This is a genomic window from Nocardia sp. NPDC003726 (genome assembly GCF_053586955.1).
The window spans coordinates 238,084-253,820 of sequence record NZ_JBSFNF010000003.1 but is presented as its reverse complement, the minus strand read 5'-3'; the positions used below and the strand labels follow the sequence as shown (position 1 = coordinate 253,820).

Below are 15,737 nucleotides of genomic sequence, written 5' to 3'. Positions count from 1 at the left end.
TGCGAAGAGGTCGGCGGCGGGGTCCCGTCAGAAGAGCGGCCCGAACCGCCAGGCCAGGGGAGGCACCTGCTCGGGAGTGACGGTGCCGACGACGTCCACCCCCGCGTCGTGGAAGGTGCCCACCGCGCGGTCGAGGTGGTCGGCCGAGGTGATCACCACGGCGTCGCGTGCGCCGATCGCGCGCATGATCGTCGCCGAGCGTTCGGCGTTCTGCGCGGTCGTGCCCGCCTCCGGTTCGAGATGGACGCGCGCCGCCGGCATGCCGTGAGCGATCAGCCAGTCGGCCATCGCCCGCGCCTCGGTGACACCGTTGCGGGCGTTGCCGCCGGTCACGATGATCGGCGAGACGGGAGCCAGCAGGGCCTGCACGTATCCGGCGTGCAGGCGCTCGACCAGTTCCTGGCGCATGCCGCCGTCGGGCAGCAGTCCGTAGCCGAGCACGACGATGGCGGTCACCGGTCCGCGCGGTATCGGCATGGGCGCGGGGATCGGCGCCTGCGTGGCGGTGGTCGCGGGTCCCGCCTCGGCGGAGCCGGTGCCCTGCGCCGCGGCGGAAGGAAGATGGGTCAGCGCGGCGGCGACGGCGACCGCGCCGAGCACGATGCGAGCAACGGGAATCGCGATGGCGGACACGGAATCTCCAAACGGTTAGCCACCGGTTGGCCACCGGCGGCTGGGGTGCAGCGTCCTCCATGATGCGGCCGCAAAACGTTGCGGAACCGTGATCACCTGGTGATCTGGACAATTCACCGTTTTCCAGCCGATCGCTTGTGCCGGACGACCCTTCGCCGAATTCGGGAATTGCCTGCTTCCGCATCTGCTTTGTGCCGTTTCCCTAGTCGCGGCGGAAGTGTTCGTGAGGTCTCCAGACGCGCTCGGTGCGCGTGGTCGGCCGCGTGCGCCGGTTCTAGCGTTGGCCGGGCATCGGTGCCGTCGGCCAGCGCAGGCCGTCGATCATCGCTGTTCACCGAATGACGTGTTTCCGCCGGGCGGCGTGGCTCGTGCCCTGACTTCGCCGCGCCCGCTCGACGGAAGCGCCGACCGCCACGCGTTACGCCCGCCGGACGGGATCCCTCAACCCGCCTCTGTCCGGCGCGCACGTCCCCGGCGCGCGGCGGTGAGCCCACCGAGCGGATCCTCGCACCCTCCGCTCGGTGGGCATCGGGGAGTGCTGCGGACCGTCGCGGGCATATTGACAATATCTCTCAGCGCACCTATGTTGACCGACCTGACCGAAGTCGGAAACACTCTGTGCCCGAACAGGAGCCATGCATGCTGGTGTCCGGTTTGACGCGCAGATCCTTCTTGCGCGCGGCGGGCTCCGGCGCGGCGGCCCTGTCCGCAGCGGCCTGCACCGGCTTCGCGACCAGCGGCAACGGCGGCATGATCTTCCTGTCCACCCAGTTCCGTCCCGCCGACGAGGCCGAGCGGTTCCGCACCCTGCTGGCCGCCGCCGCACCCGGCGTCGGTTACGTGACCATCGAGGAGAGTCCGTTCGCAGGCCAGGTGCGCAGCCAGGTCGACGCGGGCGCCACCAGGATCGGTCTGCTCGGCGGTCTGCACGGCGACATCGCGCCACTCGCCGACGGCTACCTGGAAGACCTCACCGGATTGCTCGCCGACCTCGGCGGACGCGGCTGGCAGGCGGACTACCTCGACCTCGCGAAGGTCGGCACCGATCGCACGTGGTACATCCCCTGGGCCACAGCCAGTTACGTGCTCGCCGCGCATACGGACGCGCTCGCGCACCTGCCGTCCGGAGTCGACGCCGCCTCGCTGACCTACGACCAGTTCCTCGACTGGGCCGTCGCCGCGCGGCGCGCCAACGGCAATCGCCCCGTGCTCGGGCTGCCCGCGGGGCCGAAGGGCCTGCTGCACCGGTTCGTCCAGGGCTTCCTGCTGCCCTCGTTCACCGGCGGCCAGATCACCACCTTTCGCTCGAGGGAGGCCGTGACGGCGTGGCAGTACCTGCGGGAGCTGTGGGCCAACTGCGCACCGTCGAGCACGAATGCCGACTTCATGCAGGAACCGCTCGACAGCGGGGAAGTACGGATGGCATGGGACCACGTCGTGCGCCTGGTTCACGCGCCCGAGCGCGACCCGCGCGACTGGCGGATGCTTCCTGCGCCCCGGGGCGCCCATGGTCTCGGCTACATGGCCGTGATCGCCGGGCTCGCCATCCCCAAGGGCAGCACGGATCCCGAACTCGCGCAGCGGACGATCAGCACGCTCACCCGCCCGGAAACCCAATTGCGGCTGCTGCGTTCCAACGGTTTCTTCCCGGCGGTGGACACGGCGATCCCCGCCGACCTGCCCCCGGCCATCCAGCTCGAGGCCGACGCGGTGCGCAGGCAGCAGGAGGCGCCCGGCGCCGTTCTCTCGCTGCCGCCGGTGGGTCTCGGCCAGCGGGAAGGTGAGGTGAGCAAGGTCTTCAAGGACAGCTTCCGCTCGATCGTGCTCGACGGGGCCGACATCCGCTCCACGCTGGATCAGCAGGCCCGGGTCCTGCAAGGCATCCTCGACGAGCTGAAAGTGCCGTGCTGGGCTCCCGACCCGGCCGCCGACCTCTGCCGGGTGGGGTGAGCAGTGCTGTCGCGACTACGTTCCCCGTGGCTCCTGCTGCTGCCGTCGATCGTCCTGCTGCTGGCCCTGTTCGGCTGGCCGCTCGTGCAGGCGGTGCTCGAAGCGTTCCGCGGCGGCGGCGGATTCACCCTCGCCAACTGGGAACGGCTGTTCGACGATCCATACGTGCTCACCGCCCTGCGCAACACCCTTCTGTTGATCGTGATCGTGGTGCCGGTCCAGCTCGTGCTCGCCGTCGGCATGGCGCTGCTCATACAGGCCCGGCCGCGGTTCGCCGGCGGCCACTTCTATCTGTGGTGCCTGCCGCTGGCGATCTCCGAACTGGCCGCGGGCCTGGTGTGGCTGGCCGTTTTCGACAATCGCGGCTACCTGAATTCGCTGCTGGTCGGCATCGGGCTGTCCGACGACGGGGTGCAGTGGCTCAGCTATCGCAACGCGGGCACCATGCTGCTGGCCGTGGTGGTCGCCGAGGTCTGGCGCGCCACGTCGCTGGTGTTCGTCATCGTGGTGGCGGGCGTGCAGATGATCCCGCGCGACTACGACGAGGCCGCGCAGGTGTTCGGAGCCGGCCTCTGGCAACGGCTGCGGCACGTGACGCTGCCGCTGCTCGGGCCGAGCCTGCAAGTGGCGCTGATCCTGCGGACCATCCTCGCGTTGCAGGCCTTCGCCGTGGCACAGGCGTTGACCGGCCGGGACTTCCCGCTGCTGGTCGGCGAGACCTACGAGTGGTACGCGAATCTGCAGAACCCGGCGGTGGCCAGCGCCGTCTCACTGATCGTGCTGGCGATCTCGCTGGGCACCGCCGTGTTCTACCTGCGGGCGGTCCGGCAGCCGGAGCAGGCCCGATGACCTCCGACAGCGCCGCGCGGCGCGCACTGCCGCCGATCGACCGCGCACCACTGCGCAGGCGTCGCAGGCGCGCGGTGTGGGTGCAGCTGGCCTGCACGGCGGTGAGCCTGTTCATGGCGCTGCCGATCGTGCTCATCGGACTCGCAGCGGTGTCCTCCCGCGCGGCGCTCACCGAGTTCCCGAAGCCGCTGATTCCCAGCGAGTTCTCCACCGAGACCCTGGTCTCGTTCTTCCGGGCCACGGGAACCGCGGGCGCGCTGGGCAATTCGGTGCTCGTCGGCCTCTACACGGTGTTCTGGTCGCTGGTCATCGGGGCGCCTGCGGGCTACGCGCTGGCGCGGCACGCCTTTCGCGGCAAGGACACCTATCAGGTCTTCGTCCTCTTCGTGCGCGCGCTGCCGATCGTGGTCCTCTCGGTGCCGCTGGCCACGGTGTTCCTACGGCTCGATGTGTACGACACGGTGTTCGCGGTGACCCTGGTGCACACCACGCTCGCGTTGCCGACCACCGTACTCATCACGGCGAGCATCTTCGTCGCGGTGCCCCCGGATCTGGAGGAGGCGGCCCAGGTCTTCGGGTGCACGCGGTGGCAGGCCGCGCGCCGGGTCGTGGTGCCGCTGGCGCTGCCGGGGCTGGCCGCGTCATCGATCTTCACCTTCGTCCTGTCCTGGAACGAGATCCTCGGCGCGACGATCGTGACGCTCGGGCACCGCACGCTGCCCGCGCAGGTGCTCACGGCGCTGGACGAGGCGTCGACCGCCTACCGTTTCGCGGGCGGCTTCGCACTGATCATCCCGGCGCTGGCGTTCATCTTCGTGATGCGGCGCTACCTGGTGAACATGTGGGGGACGACGCTCAGATGACAGGGGTTCGCTGATGGCCGAGGTGCTGGTCCGCGATCTGGTCAAGACCTATCCCGGCGGCACGGCCCGTGCCACCGACGAGGTCTCGCTGGAAATCGCCGACGGCGAGTTCATGGTGCTGCTCGGGCCGTCCGGCTGCGGCAAGACGACCTTGCTGCGCATGATCGCGGGGCTGGAGCTGCCGGACTCGGGGCAGATCGTGATCGGCGGCAAGGACGTCACCTACCTCGAACCACGGCGGCGCAACCTGTCGATGGTGTTCCAGTCCTACGCGGTGTTCCCGAACAAGAAGGTCGCCGACAACATCGGCTTCGGCCTGCGCGTGCACGGCGTGCCCGCCGACGAGATCCGGCGCAAGGTCGCCTGGGCCGCCGAACTGCTGCAGCTGACCCCGTACCTGGACCGCTACCCGGCGCGGCTGTCGGGCGGGCAACGGCAGCGTGTCGCGGTGGCGCGGGCGATCGTGATGGACGCCGATGTGCTGCTCATGGACGAGCCGTTGTCCAACCTCGACGCTCTACTGCGGCTGTCGTTCCGGGCCGAGCTGAAAAGACTGGTCGCGGAGCTGGGCACCACGACCATCTACGTCACCCACGACCAGGTCGAGGCCCTGTCGCTGGGCAACCGCGTCGCCGTGCTGCGGGACGGGGCGGTCGTCCAGTGCGGCCCGCCGACCGAGGTCTACGACGACCCGGCGACGGAATTCGTCGGCGGGTTCCTCGGCAGCCCGCCGATGAACTTCCTCACCGGCCCGGTCGCCGCGACCGAGGCCGGGCCGCGCTTCGATCTGGGCGGCCAGTCGCTCGCCGTTCCGGCGGCGCTGTCGTCGTTCGCGGGCGGCACGCTCCGGCTCGGCATCCGTCCCGAGGCCATCGTGGTGCGCGAAGGCCCCGCGGAGGCGACGATGCGCGGCGAACTCGAAGTGCTCGAGCCGCTCGGCTCATCGACCCTGCTCACCCTCCGCGTCGGCGGGCAGACCGTGAAAGTCCAGGCGCCGCCGGGCTTCCGCGCCGCCGAGGGCGACACGACCGATCTGTACCTGCCGCCCGAGGCGTGCCGCTGGTATGACCCGGAGACCGCAATGCTCTTGCGATACAGGTGATCCGATCACCGGGGCCGCTACGGCGCCATGCTGGTGCGCACGGCGACCTCGCATATTCCGCCGAGGGCTATACGACGGTGGCTCCGGTGACGTAGCGCAGCCGCATATCCCAGACCGCGGCGCGCATGCTCAGTCGCATGACGGCCCGCGGAGTGAGCCGGTCGAGCACCCGTAGCAGGCGCTGCCAGCGATCGAATCGTTCTTGCTCGACGGCGGTCCAGGTGCAGCCCAGCTTGTCGCGCAGCTGTGCCGGGAGGTAGCCGACGGTCATGAACAGATTCCAGTCGCCGAACAGCGCTTGGAACGGGGCGGGGAGGAAGTCGAGACGGGCGATGCCGATGAGGAAATCGCGCATCCGGTCGTCGAATTCGAGCCGATCGAGTCGGTTGTTCCGATACTGCTGGAAGGCCGCGCGATCAGCGGGCCACATCTCGCGCGGTACTTGCAGGGTGGTCGCGAAGACGGCCGCGGCGCGGTGCACGGCGTCGGGATCGTGGTAGGTGCGGCCACCGCGCAGCCGGCGGGTGTCTTCGAAGACCGCGCTCATGCAGGCCGCGACCCACAGTTGCAGGTGGGGATCGAACGCGCTGTAGCGTACCGGGCTTCGCGACGACGACCGCACCTGAACATGCGCGTCGTTGACCGCCTCACGATAGATGCGACGGTCCTGGGCATTGCCCGCGACAGCCACCGCGATGTAGGTCATTGTGGTGCGACCGCGCTTGATCGGGTGCTTGTGGAGGTTGCCGCTGTCGACTTTGCTCTCCATCACCCCGTAGGCGACGCCGGCGTCGGCGAGCTGCATCACGACATTGGCCGCCCCGTAGGCCGGTGACAACCATGCCGAGATCTCGTCGGCGAGAAACAGTGTGTCGAGCGAGTCGGTTTCGCGTCGTCTCGCTCGCGTGGTCGCGGGTGCGGCTTCCCGGGCCGCGGGCTGGCTCATGATTTCGTCCTTCTCCGGCTTCTTCGACGGGACAACGAATGTCAGGGGAGCACGGCGGTGCGGTGGGCGACCGGATGGCGGATCTTGTCCGGCAACAGACGATCCAGCATCCGCACCGTGGTGACGGCGCGGTCGAATCGCTTCGCGCGCGCGGGTGACCACGCCAATCCCAGCCGGTCCCGCAACTCGGGCGGCATCATGCCCGCGGTGGTCAATCGGAGCAGTGCCGCCAGCGGAACGGCGAACCCGTTCCACACCGTTTGCGGCAGAGGCAGTCGCGGCGGCACCGGCATCGGCTTGCGGTCGAGTTCCAGCAGCAGATCGGTGGCGGCATTGCGTTCGAGGACGTCCGCGACCGTGCGCCGGTAGTACGCCCAGAACTCCGCGCGCGTGCGCGGGACGACCCGGTCGGGGATGCGCAGAACTCCGGCGAGGTCCTGCCATTCCCGGAACAACGCCTCCTCGCGGTCGGTGTCGACATGTCCGTCGAACACTCGGCGGACCTCCGCCGGGCCCGCGTAGCCGGTGGCATGCACCCACAGATAGGCGTCGGCGTTGAGCGCGTGGTAGCGGCGTCCGTGCGCGTCGGTGCCTGCGATGTCGCGGTGGACCTCGCGCAGCCGCAGCCCCTCGGCGAGCGCGGCCTCCGACCCGTGGAATCCGTTGATCCGCCGCACCGAGGCGAAGGTGCGGGTGATGCGCGCCCACCGATCGCTGAGGAACTCGGAATGATCGATGACGCCCGCGCCCACCACCGGGTGCGCCACCTCCAGCAGCAGCACGGCCCGGCTCGCCAGCACGGTGCGCCAGTCCACGCCCCATCGCCAGGTCGCCGAACCCGGGCCCACAGGGCGGAGCGCGGACGTCGTCACTGGTTCCTGTTTCATCGTCGACATTCTCAGCCGTCTCTTTCGCTGCCGAGTGAGGTCGGAAGACCCGAAAAAAATACCGTCCCGTCATCCGGGTGGGCGATGTCCGCCCCATCCAAATGATAGAGAGATGTTCTGATTCTATCATTCCGTGCTGCGCTTGCCCAGTGTCGGGGACCGAAGGCGTCTCTGGGCTTTCGCCCAAGACGTGTGTTGCGCTGAGTCGGCGGAGACGTCGCTGTAATCGTGGCGTGCTGCCGAATCCGTGCGTTGATAGGTAAAAGCCACCTCTCTATCGGTGAGGCGATGAAATCTGCGTCTGGTCGCCGACTGCGCCCTCGTTCGCGCGCCGAGGAACTTCATCGCCGGAATGATCCGAGTACGCCCCGTCCGGAGTCGGAATGTCGTGCCCAACTGCTTGCGACCCGAGATCGGTATGGGTAGATTCCAACCGATTGCAAATTGCAACCAGAAAGGGTTCCGATGTCACAACAGGTGCGCGTGCAGAACTTCAACATCTACAGCGACGGATACGGCGCCGGGGAAGGGCAGACCTTGGAGCGGCCCTTCGGTCACGCGGATCCGAGCGCGCTGTTCGCTTGGTGCGGCGCCACCGCGCACTGGCCCAATCGGACCGACCCCGGCGGGACCTACGGCCTCGACGACTACTTCACGCGCGACTTCCGCAACAACATCGGAGCGGAGATCATGGGCCGCAACAAGTTCGGCCCCCAGCGCGGGCCGTGGGACAACCACGACTGGCAGGGGTGGTGGGGCGACGAGCCGCCGTTCCATACACCCGTGTTCGTCCTCACCCACCACCCCCGGCCATCGTTCACCCTGGGCGAAACCACGTTCCATTTCCTCGACGCGTCTCCACAGGAGGCGTTGGCACAGGCCTTCGAGGCCGCCGACGGCAAGGATGTGCGCATCGGTGGTGGAGTTCGCACCGTCCGCGAGTTCCTCGACGCGGACCTGATCGACCAGATGCACATCGCCGTCGCCCCGGTCGAACTCGGTCGTGGGGAAAGGCTGTGGGCCACCCCGGACGAGCTGACCGACCGCTTCCATCTGGAACGGGTCCCCAGCCCCAGCGGGGTGGTACACCACTTGTTCTGGCGACGCTGACAGCGGCGCGGTCTCGCCTCTTGTGTCGCACCCTCAGAGGCGATCCAGCCGATTCGTGAGGTGTCCAGATCTGTCGAACGGGGAAGCTGCGCCGCTTTCCCCGGTTCTAGCGTTGGCGGAACTCATGTGCGTCGAGCAGCTGCATCGGCGCCGGGTGGACGAACGCGACGGTGGAGGAAACCAAACGATGAGACGACGTTCCGACTTCGACGCCGGATGGACTGCCGGACCTGTCGAGGATTCCGCGAGAGTGCGAATCGGAATGGTCTGCCGCTCCATGGTGCACGCGCTCGTTGTTCTGGCGGCGGTGTTCGCGGTGACCGCGGGTACGGTCACGACGGCATCGCCCGCGCGGGCCGATGCCGCGTCGATCACCGGTTCGTGGGCGGAGGACGAGCGCACGGTGCAGGTGCGGGTGCATTCCGCGGCGATGGGGCAGGACATCATGGTGAAGGTGCTGCGCCCGGCTGATCGTTCGGTTCCGCGGCCGACGTTGTATCTGTTGAACGGGGGCGGCGGGGGTCAGGACAGCGCGACCTGGCAGAAGAACACCGATGTGCTGCGGTTCCTCGCCGACAAGGACGTCAACGTCGTGCAGCCGGTGGGCGGGCGCTGGAGTTATTACACCGATTGGCGCGCGCCCGATCCGAAACTGGGTGTGTACAAGTGGAAGACGTTCCTCACCGAGGAACTGCCGCCGCTGATCGACGCCGAGTTCGGCACCACCGGGGTGAACGCCATCGCCGGCCTGTCCACCTCCGGTACCTCGGTGCTGCAACTGCCCATCGCCAAACCGGGCTTGTACCGGGCGGTCGCGGCTTACAGCGGTTGCGCGCAGGTCAGCGACCCGATCGGGCGCGAGTTCGTGAAACTCGCGGTGGAGAGCTGGGGCGGGGGCGACACCGAGAACATGTACGGCCCGCCCGACGACCCGATGTGGGCGGCCAATGATCCGTACCTGCACGCCGACCAGTTACGCGGCATACGCCTGTTCCTGTCCACCGGAACCGGCGTTCCCGGAATGTACGACGTCTACAACGGCTCGCATATGCAACCCGGCCCCCGTGGCTACCTCAACCAATTGGTGCTAGGGGGCGTGATCGAGGCCGCGGTGAACTGGTGCACGCACAACATGCGCGATCGCCTCGACTCCCTCGGCATCCCCGCCACCTATGATTTCCAGCCCACCGGGACTCATTCCTGGGGCTATTGGCAGGAAGCGCTGAAGAATTCCTGGCCCGTACTGGCCGACGGGCTGGGCCTGCCGCACTGAGGCCGTCGGGCGCCGCGGCTTGATCAGAAGTGGTTCGCATCGTGCCGGAGGAGCCCGAGTTCCGAGCATGGCTGCCACCTGATCGACCTCGGCGGGTCCGGGCGGCCCGAGTCGGCGCCGGCGGACAGCTCCGGCGATTCCTACGACTTCCGGCCCGGGACCCGGCCTCGGCGGGATACTGGCCCGCATGACCCACGTCCTGGTGGATCCCCACGTCCTTCCAGCCGAGTTGCGTCCGTACCTCGATGCTCTCGCGCTGCGCGCTCGCACCGTCTGCGGATCTCATCTGGTGAGTGTCTTCGCGGTGGGATCGGTCGCGCTCGCCGACTATCGGCACGGGCGCAGCGATGTCGATGTGGTGATCGTCGTCGCCGCGTCGCTGCCTGCGCGGAGCTTGCATGACCTGGCCGAATCGCTCGCGCATCCGGCGCTGCCCTGCCCGGCGGCCGGGCTGGAGCTCGTGGTCTACGACGCGGATTTCGCCGCAGCGCCATCCAGAGCGGCCGGTTATCTCATGGACCTGAACACCGGTCCGATGCTGCCGAACCGCGTCAGTTTCGATCCGTCCGATTCGGCAGCGTTCTGGTACGTCATCGACCGCTCCATCGCATACCAGACCGCGTGTCTCCTGTACGGCGCTCCCGTGCGGCAGATCATGGCGGCACCGTCGCGGCGCGACGTTCATGCCGCGCTCCTGGGCTCGGTTCGCGAACACGCCGGGGGAGAGGGCCATCTGGGCGACAACCGGGTGCTGAACGGATGCCGAGCGGTAGCGTTCTGCCGCACGGGCCGCTGGCTGGCCAAACGCCGAGCCGCGCAGATGATCGCGGCCTCGGAGCCAGAGTTCGCCCCCCTCATCGAAACAGCCCTGCGCAGCTTCCAGCGCCCACGCTCGGCAGCACTCCCACTGCCCGCCACCGACGTTCGAACCTTCCTGGCTTGGGTGGAGAATCGCCTCGACGAAGCCGCGACCCAGGCAGCGCTCGGCGATGGTGTGGAAACCAACAGCAGCACAGACGAATAGCGTCCTTCTCGCGCGGTAGGCCAACGGTCTCGACCTGTCTCCGCTATGGAACCGCGCCGACGGGAAGCCCAGTCTCAACATGTAAGTTTGTCGATATGCGCATCCAATTATGAAATTTCCTACAAAGCGCGCAGTCGGATCCGCATAACCGAAGCAAGGAGGAGGAGCCGGGCGTCGGCTCCAGCGGGGGCCACGCCGCAGCCCGCACCGCGGTCCCTTCGCGGAGTGTGTAACAGCGGAATCGCTCACCCCGAATAGCAGTGCGTCGCAGCCAGGTTGCCTGCGATGCATTGGGGCCGGGATCTGAACCGGCTGACGCGGATTTCCTGTCACCGCGCGTTCCGGATTGTAGAAGGGTGGAGCCTTGATGTCGTCGATTCTGGCCAAAGGGCAGAACGTCTCGCTGCCGGACGATGTGGTTCGCATCGATGTCGTGCTCGGGTGGACCGAGACGGAGATCGAAGTCGACGCGTCCGCATTATTGCTGCGTGCGGACGGAAAGGTCGGCTCGGACAACGATTTCGTCTTCTACAACCAGCCGGAATCGCCCGACGGATCGGTGCGCTTCTTGGGAACGAGCGCGACCGAGGAAGGAGCGCAGGCCCGGATCGCGATCGACTTGTCCACGGTTGCGGACACGGTGCACACCGTGGCGCTTGCGGGCAGCGTCGGCAGCGGCACCTTCGGGCAGCTCGGCAAACTCGCGTTCCGGGTCGTGGACGGCGCGGGACAATCGCTCGCCGAGTACGTCACCGCCGATGCCACCAGTGAGTCGGCGTTCGTGTTCGGCGAGGTGTACCGCCGTGGTGGGGTGTGGAAGGTCCGGGCCGTGGGCCAGGGATGGGAATCCGGGCTGGCCGGGCTGGCGATGGACTTCGGCGTGGACGTGGACGACGATACCGAGCCGGATCCGGTCGACCGGCCGCTCGGTGACGTCCTCGCGCAGGAACCCCAGCGGACCGTGCCTGCGGACGTGAGCCCAGCCGGTGCCGCCACGCCGGAGAAGATCACCCGAACGGATGCTCCGGCAACGCCTGCCAAGGGCGTGCGGACCGCCAAGCGGGTCGCGAAAAGGGCGAAGCCGATGGAGTTCGAGCTCGCCGAACACGAGGGATGGCAACCGGCCCGGCTGTTCTCGGTGTTCGGCGTCGGCGCAGGAGAAGAGCAGGAACGGCGTGCCACGTCGGCGCTGATCGCCACCATGCAGGCCGTGCGTCCGTTCGCGCGGGCCTTGTGCGCCAGGATGGGCGCTCCCGCGGGCGCCTTCGAGGGGTACGTCGAGGTGCAGTACCAGCGGGGAGAGTCGACCGTCATTCCGGACGCGGTGCTCAAAGTCGTCCGGGGCAGCCGGCTGTGGACGGGTTTGCTGGAGGTGAAGACGGGCAACGGCAAGCTGAGGCGCGAACAGCTCGAGAGCTACCTCGAAGTGGCGCGCAAGAACAAGTACGACGTGGTGGTCAGCTTGTCGAACGACGTGCCCGCCGGGCCGGGCGAGCTTCCCGTCCAGGTCGATCGCCGCAAACTCGCGAAGGTGGCGCTGCGGCATCTGTCGTGGGCGGAGGTGATGCACGAAGCGCGGATGCTGCTGTCACACGGTGGCATCGAGGACGATCTGCAGAACTGGATACTGAGCGAGTTCCTGCGGTACCTCGGCCATCCTCGGTCCGGGGCGCACGAGTTCGTCGACATGGGCCGCCACTGGGTTGCCGTCCGCGACGCGGTGGTGGCAGGCACCCTCCGGGCCGGCGACCAGAAGGTCCTCACCGTCGCGGACGCCTGGATGTCGCTGTCGCGGCATCTCGCGCTGCGGCTGACCGCGGAGCTCGGTGTCGGCGTGAAGCATGTGCTGCCCCGCCGGCACCGAGCGGATCCGGCCGCACGCAACGCGGCCGTCGCGGAGCGATTGGCGGGCGAGGGTAGCTTCGAGGCGGTCTTGCGGATTCCGGACACCGTGGGCGATCTGACGGTGGTCGCCGATGTGCGCACCAACAGGATTCGCTGCCGTACCACGCTGGACGCGCCGAGTGAGGGCACCGCAGGCCGGCGGCTGGCATGGTTGCTCAGGCAACTCGTGGACGCTCCGGGTGACGTGCGGGTCGAAGCGGTGTTCTCGGTGCGGGGCAACGAAGCGTGTGAGCACCTCGACACCGTGCGAGAGAATCCGAAGGCACTGACCGACGGCCGGTCAGGGGAAATCGTGTCCTTCTCGCTGGAACAGTCTTTTCCGATGGGCAACAGGCGATCCGGCTCCGGGACCGCCGCGACGTTCATCGCCAGTGTGACAGCGGCGACGGATGCGTTCTACGGATCGGTCGTGCAGCCGTTGCGGGGGTGGGTGCCGCCGGCGCCGAAACAACCGGAACCGGCCGAGACCGGCGTCATGACGTCGGTGGATGCCTGAGCCGCTGCTGTCGGATCACTGCTCCGTGCTGTAGTGCACGCGCACCGGCACGTCGTCGGCCCACGGCTGGCGGGTCACCATGTCGGCGACATGTACCTCGCCCCGTTCGAACTCGCCGGTGGCGGCGTCGACGAGGCGGTATTGCTGGGTCTTCCGGTGGATCGGCTGGGCGTCGAGGAGCACGACGCGCACTTCGCCGGGTTCGAAGTGGCAACGGCGGTGCAGCGCGGCGATGAGTTGTTCGTTGTGCAGGTGGCCGTCGCCGAAGTTCCAGCCGATGGCGGTGCTGCAGATCCGCTCACCGTCGGTGATGGTGTACTCGTCTTCGCGGCCGGGCGGCATGGCGCGGTGCACGAGCGTGAACAAGGCGCGGCCGTGGGTGTTCATGGCCCGGAAGGCGTACCCGAGAAACATCGGGATCTGCGCCCGGTCCTTGCCGTAGAACCGCTCCAGCTGGGCTTGCGGCATGCTGGCTATCGCGACGACGCCGTTGCCGATCTTCTCCGCGGCCGAGGGTTTGACGCACCACATGGTGGTGTCCCAGTTGCCCGCGTAGTACCGCATGCCCGGCAGGAAGGAGATCTTGCGGGGGAAGAGGTTTCCGGCGATCACGATGCTCGCGAGCACGACGAACAGCACCGCCACCAGCACGGGCTCGCGCAGGCTGTCCAGACCGAGATCGGCGTGCGCGACGAACAACGCGACGACGCCGAAGATCATGAAGACGTTCCACTCCAGCGGGACGCCCATGGGAATGGCGGTGAGGATCGCCAGGTGGAAGCACACCATCACGATCGCCGCGATCGTCGTCGGCCAACCCCCGTGGGAGAAGAACAACACCAACGGAACGCACATCTCGACGACCGTGCCGCCGTGGGCGAAAAGGCGGGACAACCGCCCGGGGCGCAGATCGTCGGGAAAGCGTTCGAAGAACGCGCGTTTGAGCGGCTTGGGCCGGAACACCGGGCTGTTGGACATCATCGTGGACACCACGAAAGGGAAATGCTTGTTGAGTTTCGAGGTGGCCGCCCCCATCCAGATCACGACGAAGACGACCTTCGCCGCGACGATCGAATCGGCTCCGGGGAGAAGGAAGGCGACTGTGAGGGTGGCGTAGACCTCGCCCCGCGCGGCCAGGAAGATCACTTTGTCGCGTAGTCCGAGTACCGCGAGCAGCGCGAGGACCATCAGCACCTGCCAGTGCGGCAACAAACCCACGGTGGTGCCCAGTTCCGGTATCGGGCCGGTTCCGTCGGACAGCAACGCGACCGCTGTCATCGCCAGCAGTGCCGCGTACAGCGCGACGTCCACCGGCGTGCGGTTGTCGCCCTTGGTGAGCGGTATCCGTCCGGGCCACGGTGGCAGGCGAATGGTGTTGGGGCGCAACCAGTACAGGATCGAGCCGAACGGCGGGAAGTACCGGTTGTTGAGCGGTCCGAATCCGCAGCCGAGCCCCACCACCTCGAACAGCAGCGTGTAGAGCACGATCTTCTGGAAGACGATCGGCTCCGACCACCAGGCGCCGATGTCGGTGAATCCGTCGATGCCGTCGGTGGTCAGCACGATGAGCCAGCCACCGAGGGCGTAGAGGCAGATCTTGGCGACGTAGAACAGGTGCAGCGCCACCGGTGTGCCGAAGCCGACCTCGGCCCAGTGCCGGGCCATGGGACGGATGCGCTCGGCCCGCGTGCCCTTGCTCCACTCCGCCATGTCGACCACCGGCAGGTCGGGCTCGAGAAATCCCATCAAGCACGCTCCGATCGCGAACGCCCGGGGCGCATCCGGGCCCCGGAGGTTCCCGATACGGTGACAGGTGAGACAGTTGCTGTCAACGACTTCCTTTGTCGCGCTCGTCCGCGGGGTCGGGCAGGATCGAAGTCATGGAGTCGACCTCGAAAACGCCGCTACCCAGGAGCATCGACGAATTCCGCGTGCTCGCGCAGGCTCGCTTGGCCGCGTTCCCGCGCGTCGAGGTCGCCGATCTGCCCGGTGTGCGCCGCGCGGCGGTGGTGCTCTGCGTGGTGGAGGAGTCCGACGGACCGCCGTCGGTGATCGTTATCAAGCGGGCCTACCGTGGACGCAACGCCGGACAGTGGGGTCTGCCCGGTGGCCGCTTGGAGGAGGGCGAGAGCGCCGAACAAGCCGCCTTACGGGAACTGCGCGAGGAACTGGGCCTGGACGCGACTCCCGATGACCTGCTCGGCGCGCTCGACGACTTCCCGGCGGCATCCGGTTTCACGATCACGCCCCTTGTTCTGGCGCTGACCGGCGCGACGCGGCTACAGCCGGATCCGGACGAGGTCTACTCGGCGCACCTGGTCGATCTGGCCCGGGTCGCCGCAGAGGACACCCCGCGCTGGGTCCGCGCCGAGGACGCGGTGCGGCAAGCGGAATTGCGCGACGACACCGCGCCCGCGGGCGAAGCGGGTCTGCTGCAGATGCGGCTCGGCCCGAAGATGACCATTCACGCACCGACCGGCGCGCTGCTGTGGCAATTCCGCGAAGTCGTCCTGCTCGGCACGGACCCGTCGGCGGCCAGAGTCGCCCACTTCGCGCAGCCGCAGTGGACCCACCGGTAGCACTGCGACGCTCGGTGCGCGCCGCTCTGGCCGGTTTGCTACCTTGAACGTCGTTCAAGTTCTAGGCGGAGGGTTGTCGTGGAGGGTGTCGAGAACTCTCGGGAGCCGAGAGTCGGTGTT

13 protein-coding genes are annotated in these 15,737 nt (G+C 68.0%); 9 read left to right on the top strand and 4 right to left on the bottom strand.

The window, feature by feature from the left end; genetic code table 11:
* Positions 1 to 27: 27 nt before the first annotated feature.
* A complete protein-coding gene (locus ACWDMM_RS05945; protein WP_323124088.1) occupies positions 28 to 633 on the bottom strand; it encodes a YdcF family protein in 606 nt (201 codons plus the stop codon).
* Between the two features lie 639 nt (positions 634 to 1,272).
* On the opposite strand from ACWDMM_RS05945, the gene ACWDMM_RS05940 reads away from it, so the two are divergent.
* The 4 genes from ACWDMM_RS05940 to ACWDMM_RS05925 are packed head-to-tail and all read left to right on the top strand — an operon-like array spanning position 1,273 to position 5,397.
* Complete coding sequence (locus ACWDMM_RS05940) at positions 1,273 to 2,583, top strand: ABC transporter substrate-binding protein (protein WP_195079082.1); 1,311 nt, start codon at positions 1,273 to 1,275, stop codon at positions 2,581 to 2,583.
* 3 nt (positions 2,584 to 2,586) lie between these two features.
* Complete coding sequence (locus ACWDMM_RS05935; RefSeq protein ID WP_323124087.1) at positions 2,587 to 3,432, top strand: carbohydrate ABC transporter permease; 846 nt, start codon at positions 2,587 to 2,589, stop codon at positions 3,430 to 3,432.
* On the top strand, positions 3,429 to 4,295 hold the full coding sequence (locus ACWDMM_RS05930; protein ID WP_195079083.1) for a carbohydrate ABC transporter permease: 867 nt from the start codon (positions 3,429 to 3,431) through the stop codon (positions 4,293 to 4,295). The genes ACWDMM_RS05935 and ACWDMM_RS05930 overlap by 4 nt, the downstream gene beginning before the upstream one ends.
* Positions 4,296 to 4,308: 13 nt before the next feature.
* Complete coding sequence (locus tag ACWDMM_RS05925) at positions 4,309 to 5,397, top strand: ABC transporter ATP-binding protein (protein ID WP_195079084.1); 1,089 nt, start codon at positions 4,309 to 4,311, stop codon at positions 5,395 to 5,397.
* Positions 5,398 to 5,464: 67 nt separating this feature from the next.
* On the opposite strand, the gene ACWDMM_RS05920 is transcribed toward ACWDMM_RS05925, so the two are convergent.
* Entirely contained in the window at positions 5,465 to 6,343 is an 879-nt protein-coding gene (locus ACWDMM_RS05920) for an oxygenase MpaB family protein (protein WP_195079085.1), read from the bottom strand.
* 41 nt (positions 6,344 to 6,384) lie between these two features.
* Positions 6,385 to 7,230 carry an oxygenase MpaB family protein gene (locus tag ACWDMM_RS05915; protein WP_195079086.1) on the bottom strand — a complete coding sequence of 282 codons (846 nt, stop codon included), beginning with the start codon at positions 7,228 to 7,230 and terminating at the stop codon, positions 6,385 to 6,387.
* A 465-nt stretch (positions 7,231 to 7,695) separates the two neighbouring features.
* On the opposite strand from ACWDMM_RS05915, the gene ACWDMM_RS05910 reads away from it, so the two are divergent.
* From ACWDMM_RS05910 to ACWDMM_RS05895, 4 genes are all read left to right on the top strand, one after another.
* Positions 7,696 to 8,340, top strand: coding sequence for a dihydrofolate reductase family protein (locus ACWDMM_RS05910; RefSeq protein ID WP_195079087.1), 645 nt, complete (start codon positions 7,696 to 7,698; stop codon positions 8,338 to 8,340).
* Between the two features lie 262 nt (positions 8,341 to 8,602).
* Positions 8,603 to 9,613 carry an alpha/beta hydrolase-fold protein gene (locus tag ACWDMM_RS05905; RefSeq protein WP_397070414.1) on the top strand — a complete coding sequence of 337 codons (1,011 nt, stop codon included), beginning with the start codon at positions 8,603 to 8,605 and terminating at the stop codon, positions 9,611 to 9,613.
* Between the two features lie 289 nt (positions 9,614 to 9,902).
* On the top strand, positions 9,903 to 10,637 hold the full coding sequence (locus ACWDMM_RS05900; RefSeq protein ID WP_449936217.1) for an aminoglycoside adenylyltransferase domain-containing protein: 735 nt from the start codon (positions 9,903 to 9,905) through the stop codon (positions 10,635 to 10,637).
* 367 nt (positions 10,638 to 11,004) lie between these two features.
* Entirely contained in the window at positions 11,005 to 13,038 is a 2,034-nt protein-coding gene (locus ACWDMM_RS05895) for a TerD family protein (protein WP_435406554.1), read from the top strand.
* A 15-nt stretch (positions 13,039 to 13,053) separates the two neighbouring features.
* Here the strand turns inward: ACWDMM_RS05895 and ACWDMM_RS05890 are convergent, their stop codons facing one another.
* On the bottom strand, positions 13,054 to 14,784 hold the full coding sequence (locus tag ACWDMM_RS05890; RefSeq protein ID WP_449936213.1) for a DUF3556 domain-containing protein: 1,731 nt from the start codon (positions 14,782 to 14,784) through the stop codon (positions 13,054 to 13,056).
* Between the two features lie 134 nt (positions 14,785 to 14,918).
* On the opposite strand from ACWDMM_RS05890, the gene ACWDMM_RS05885 reads away from it, so the two are divergent.
* Positions 14,919 to 15,617 (top strand): NUDIX hydrolase, encoded by a 699-nt coding sequence (locus ACWDMM_RS05885; protein ID WP_357103334.1) that lies wholly within the window; start codon positions 14,919 to 14,921, stop codon positions 15,615 to 15,617.
* The last annotated feature ends 120 nt before the right edge of the window (positions 15,618 to 15,737 follow it).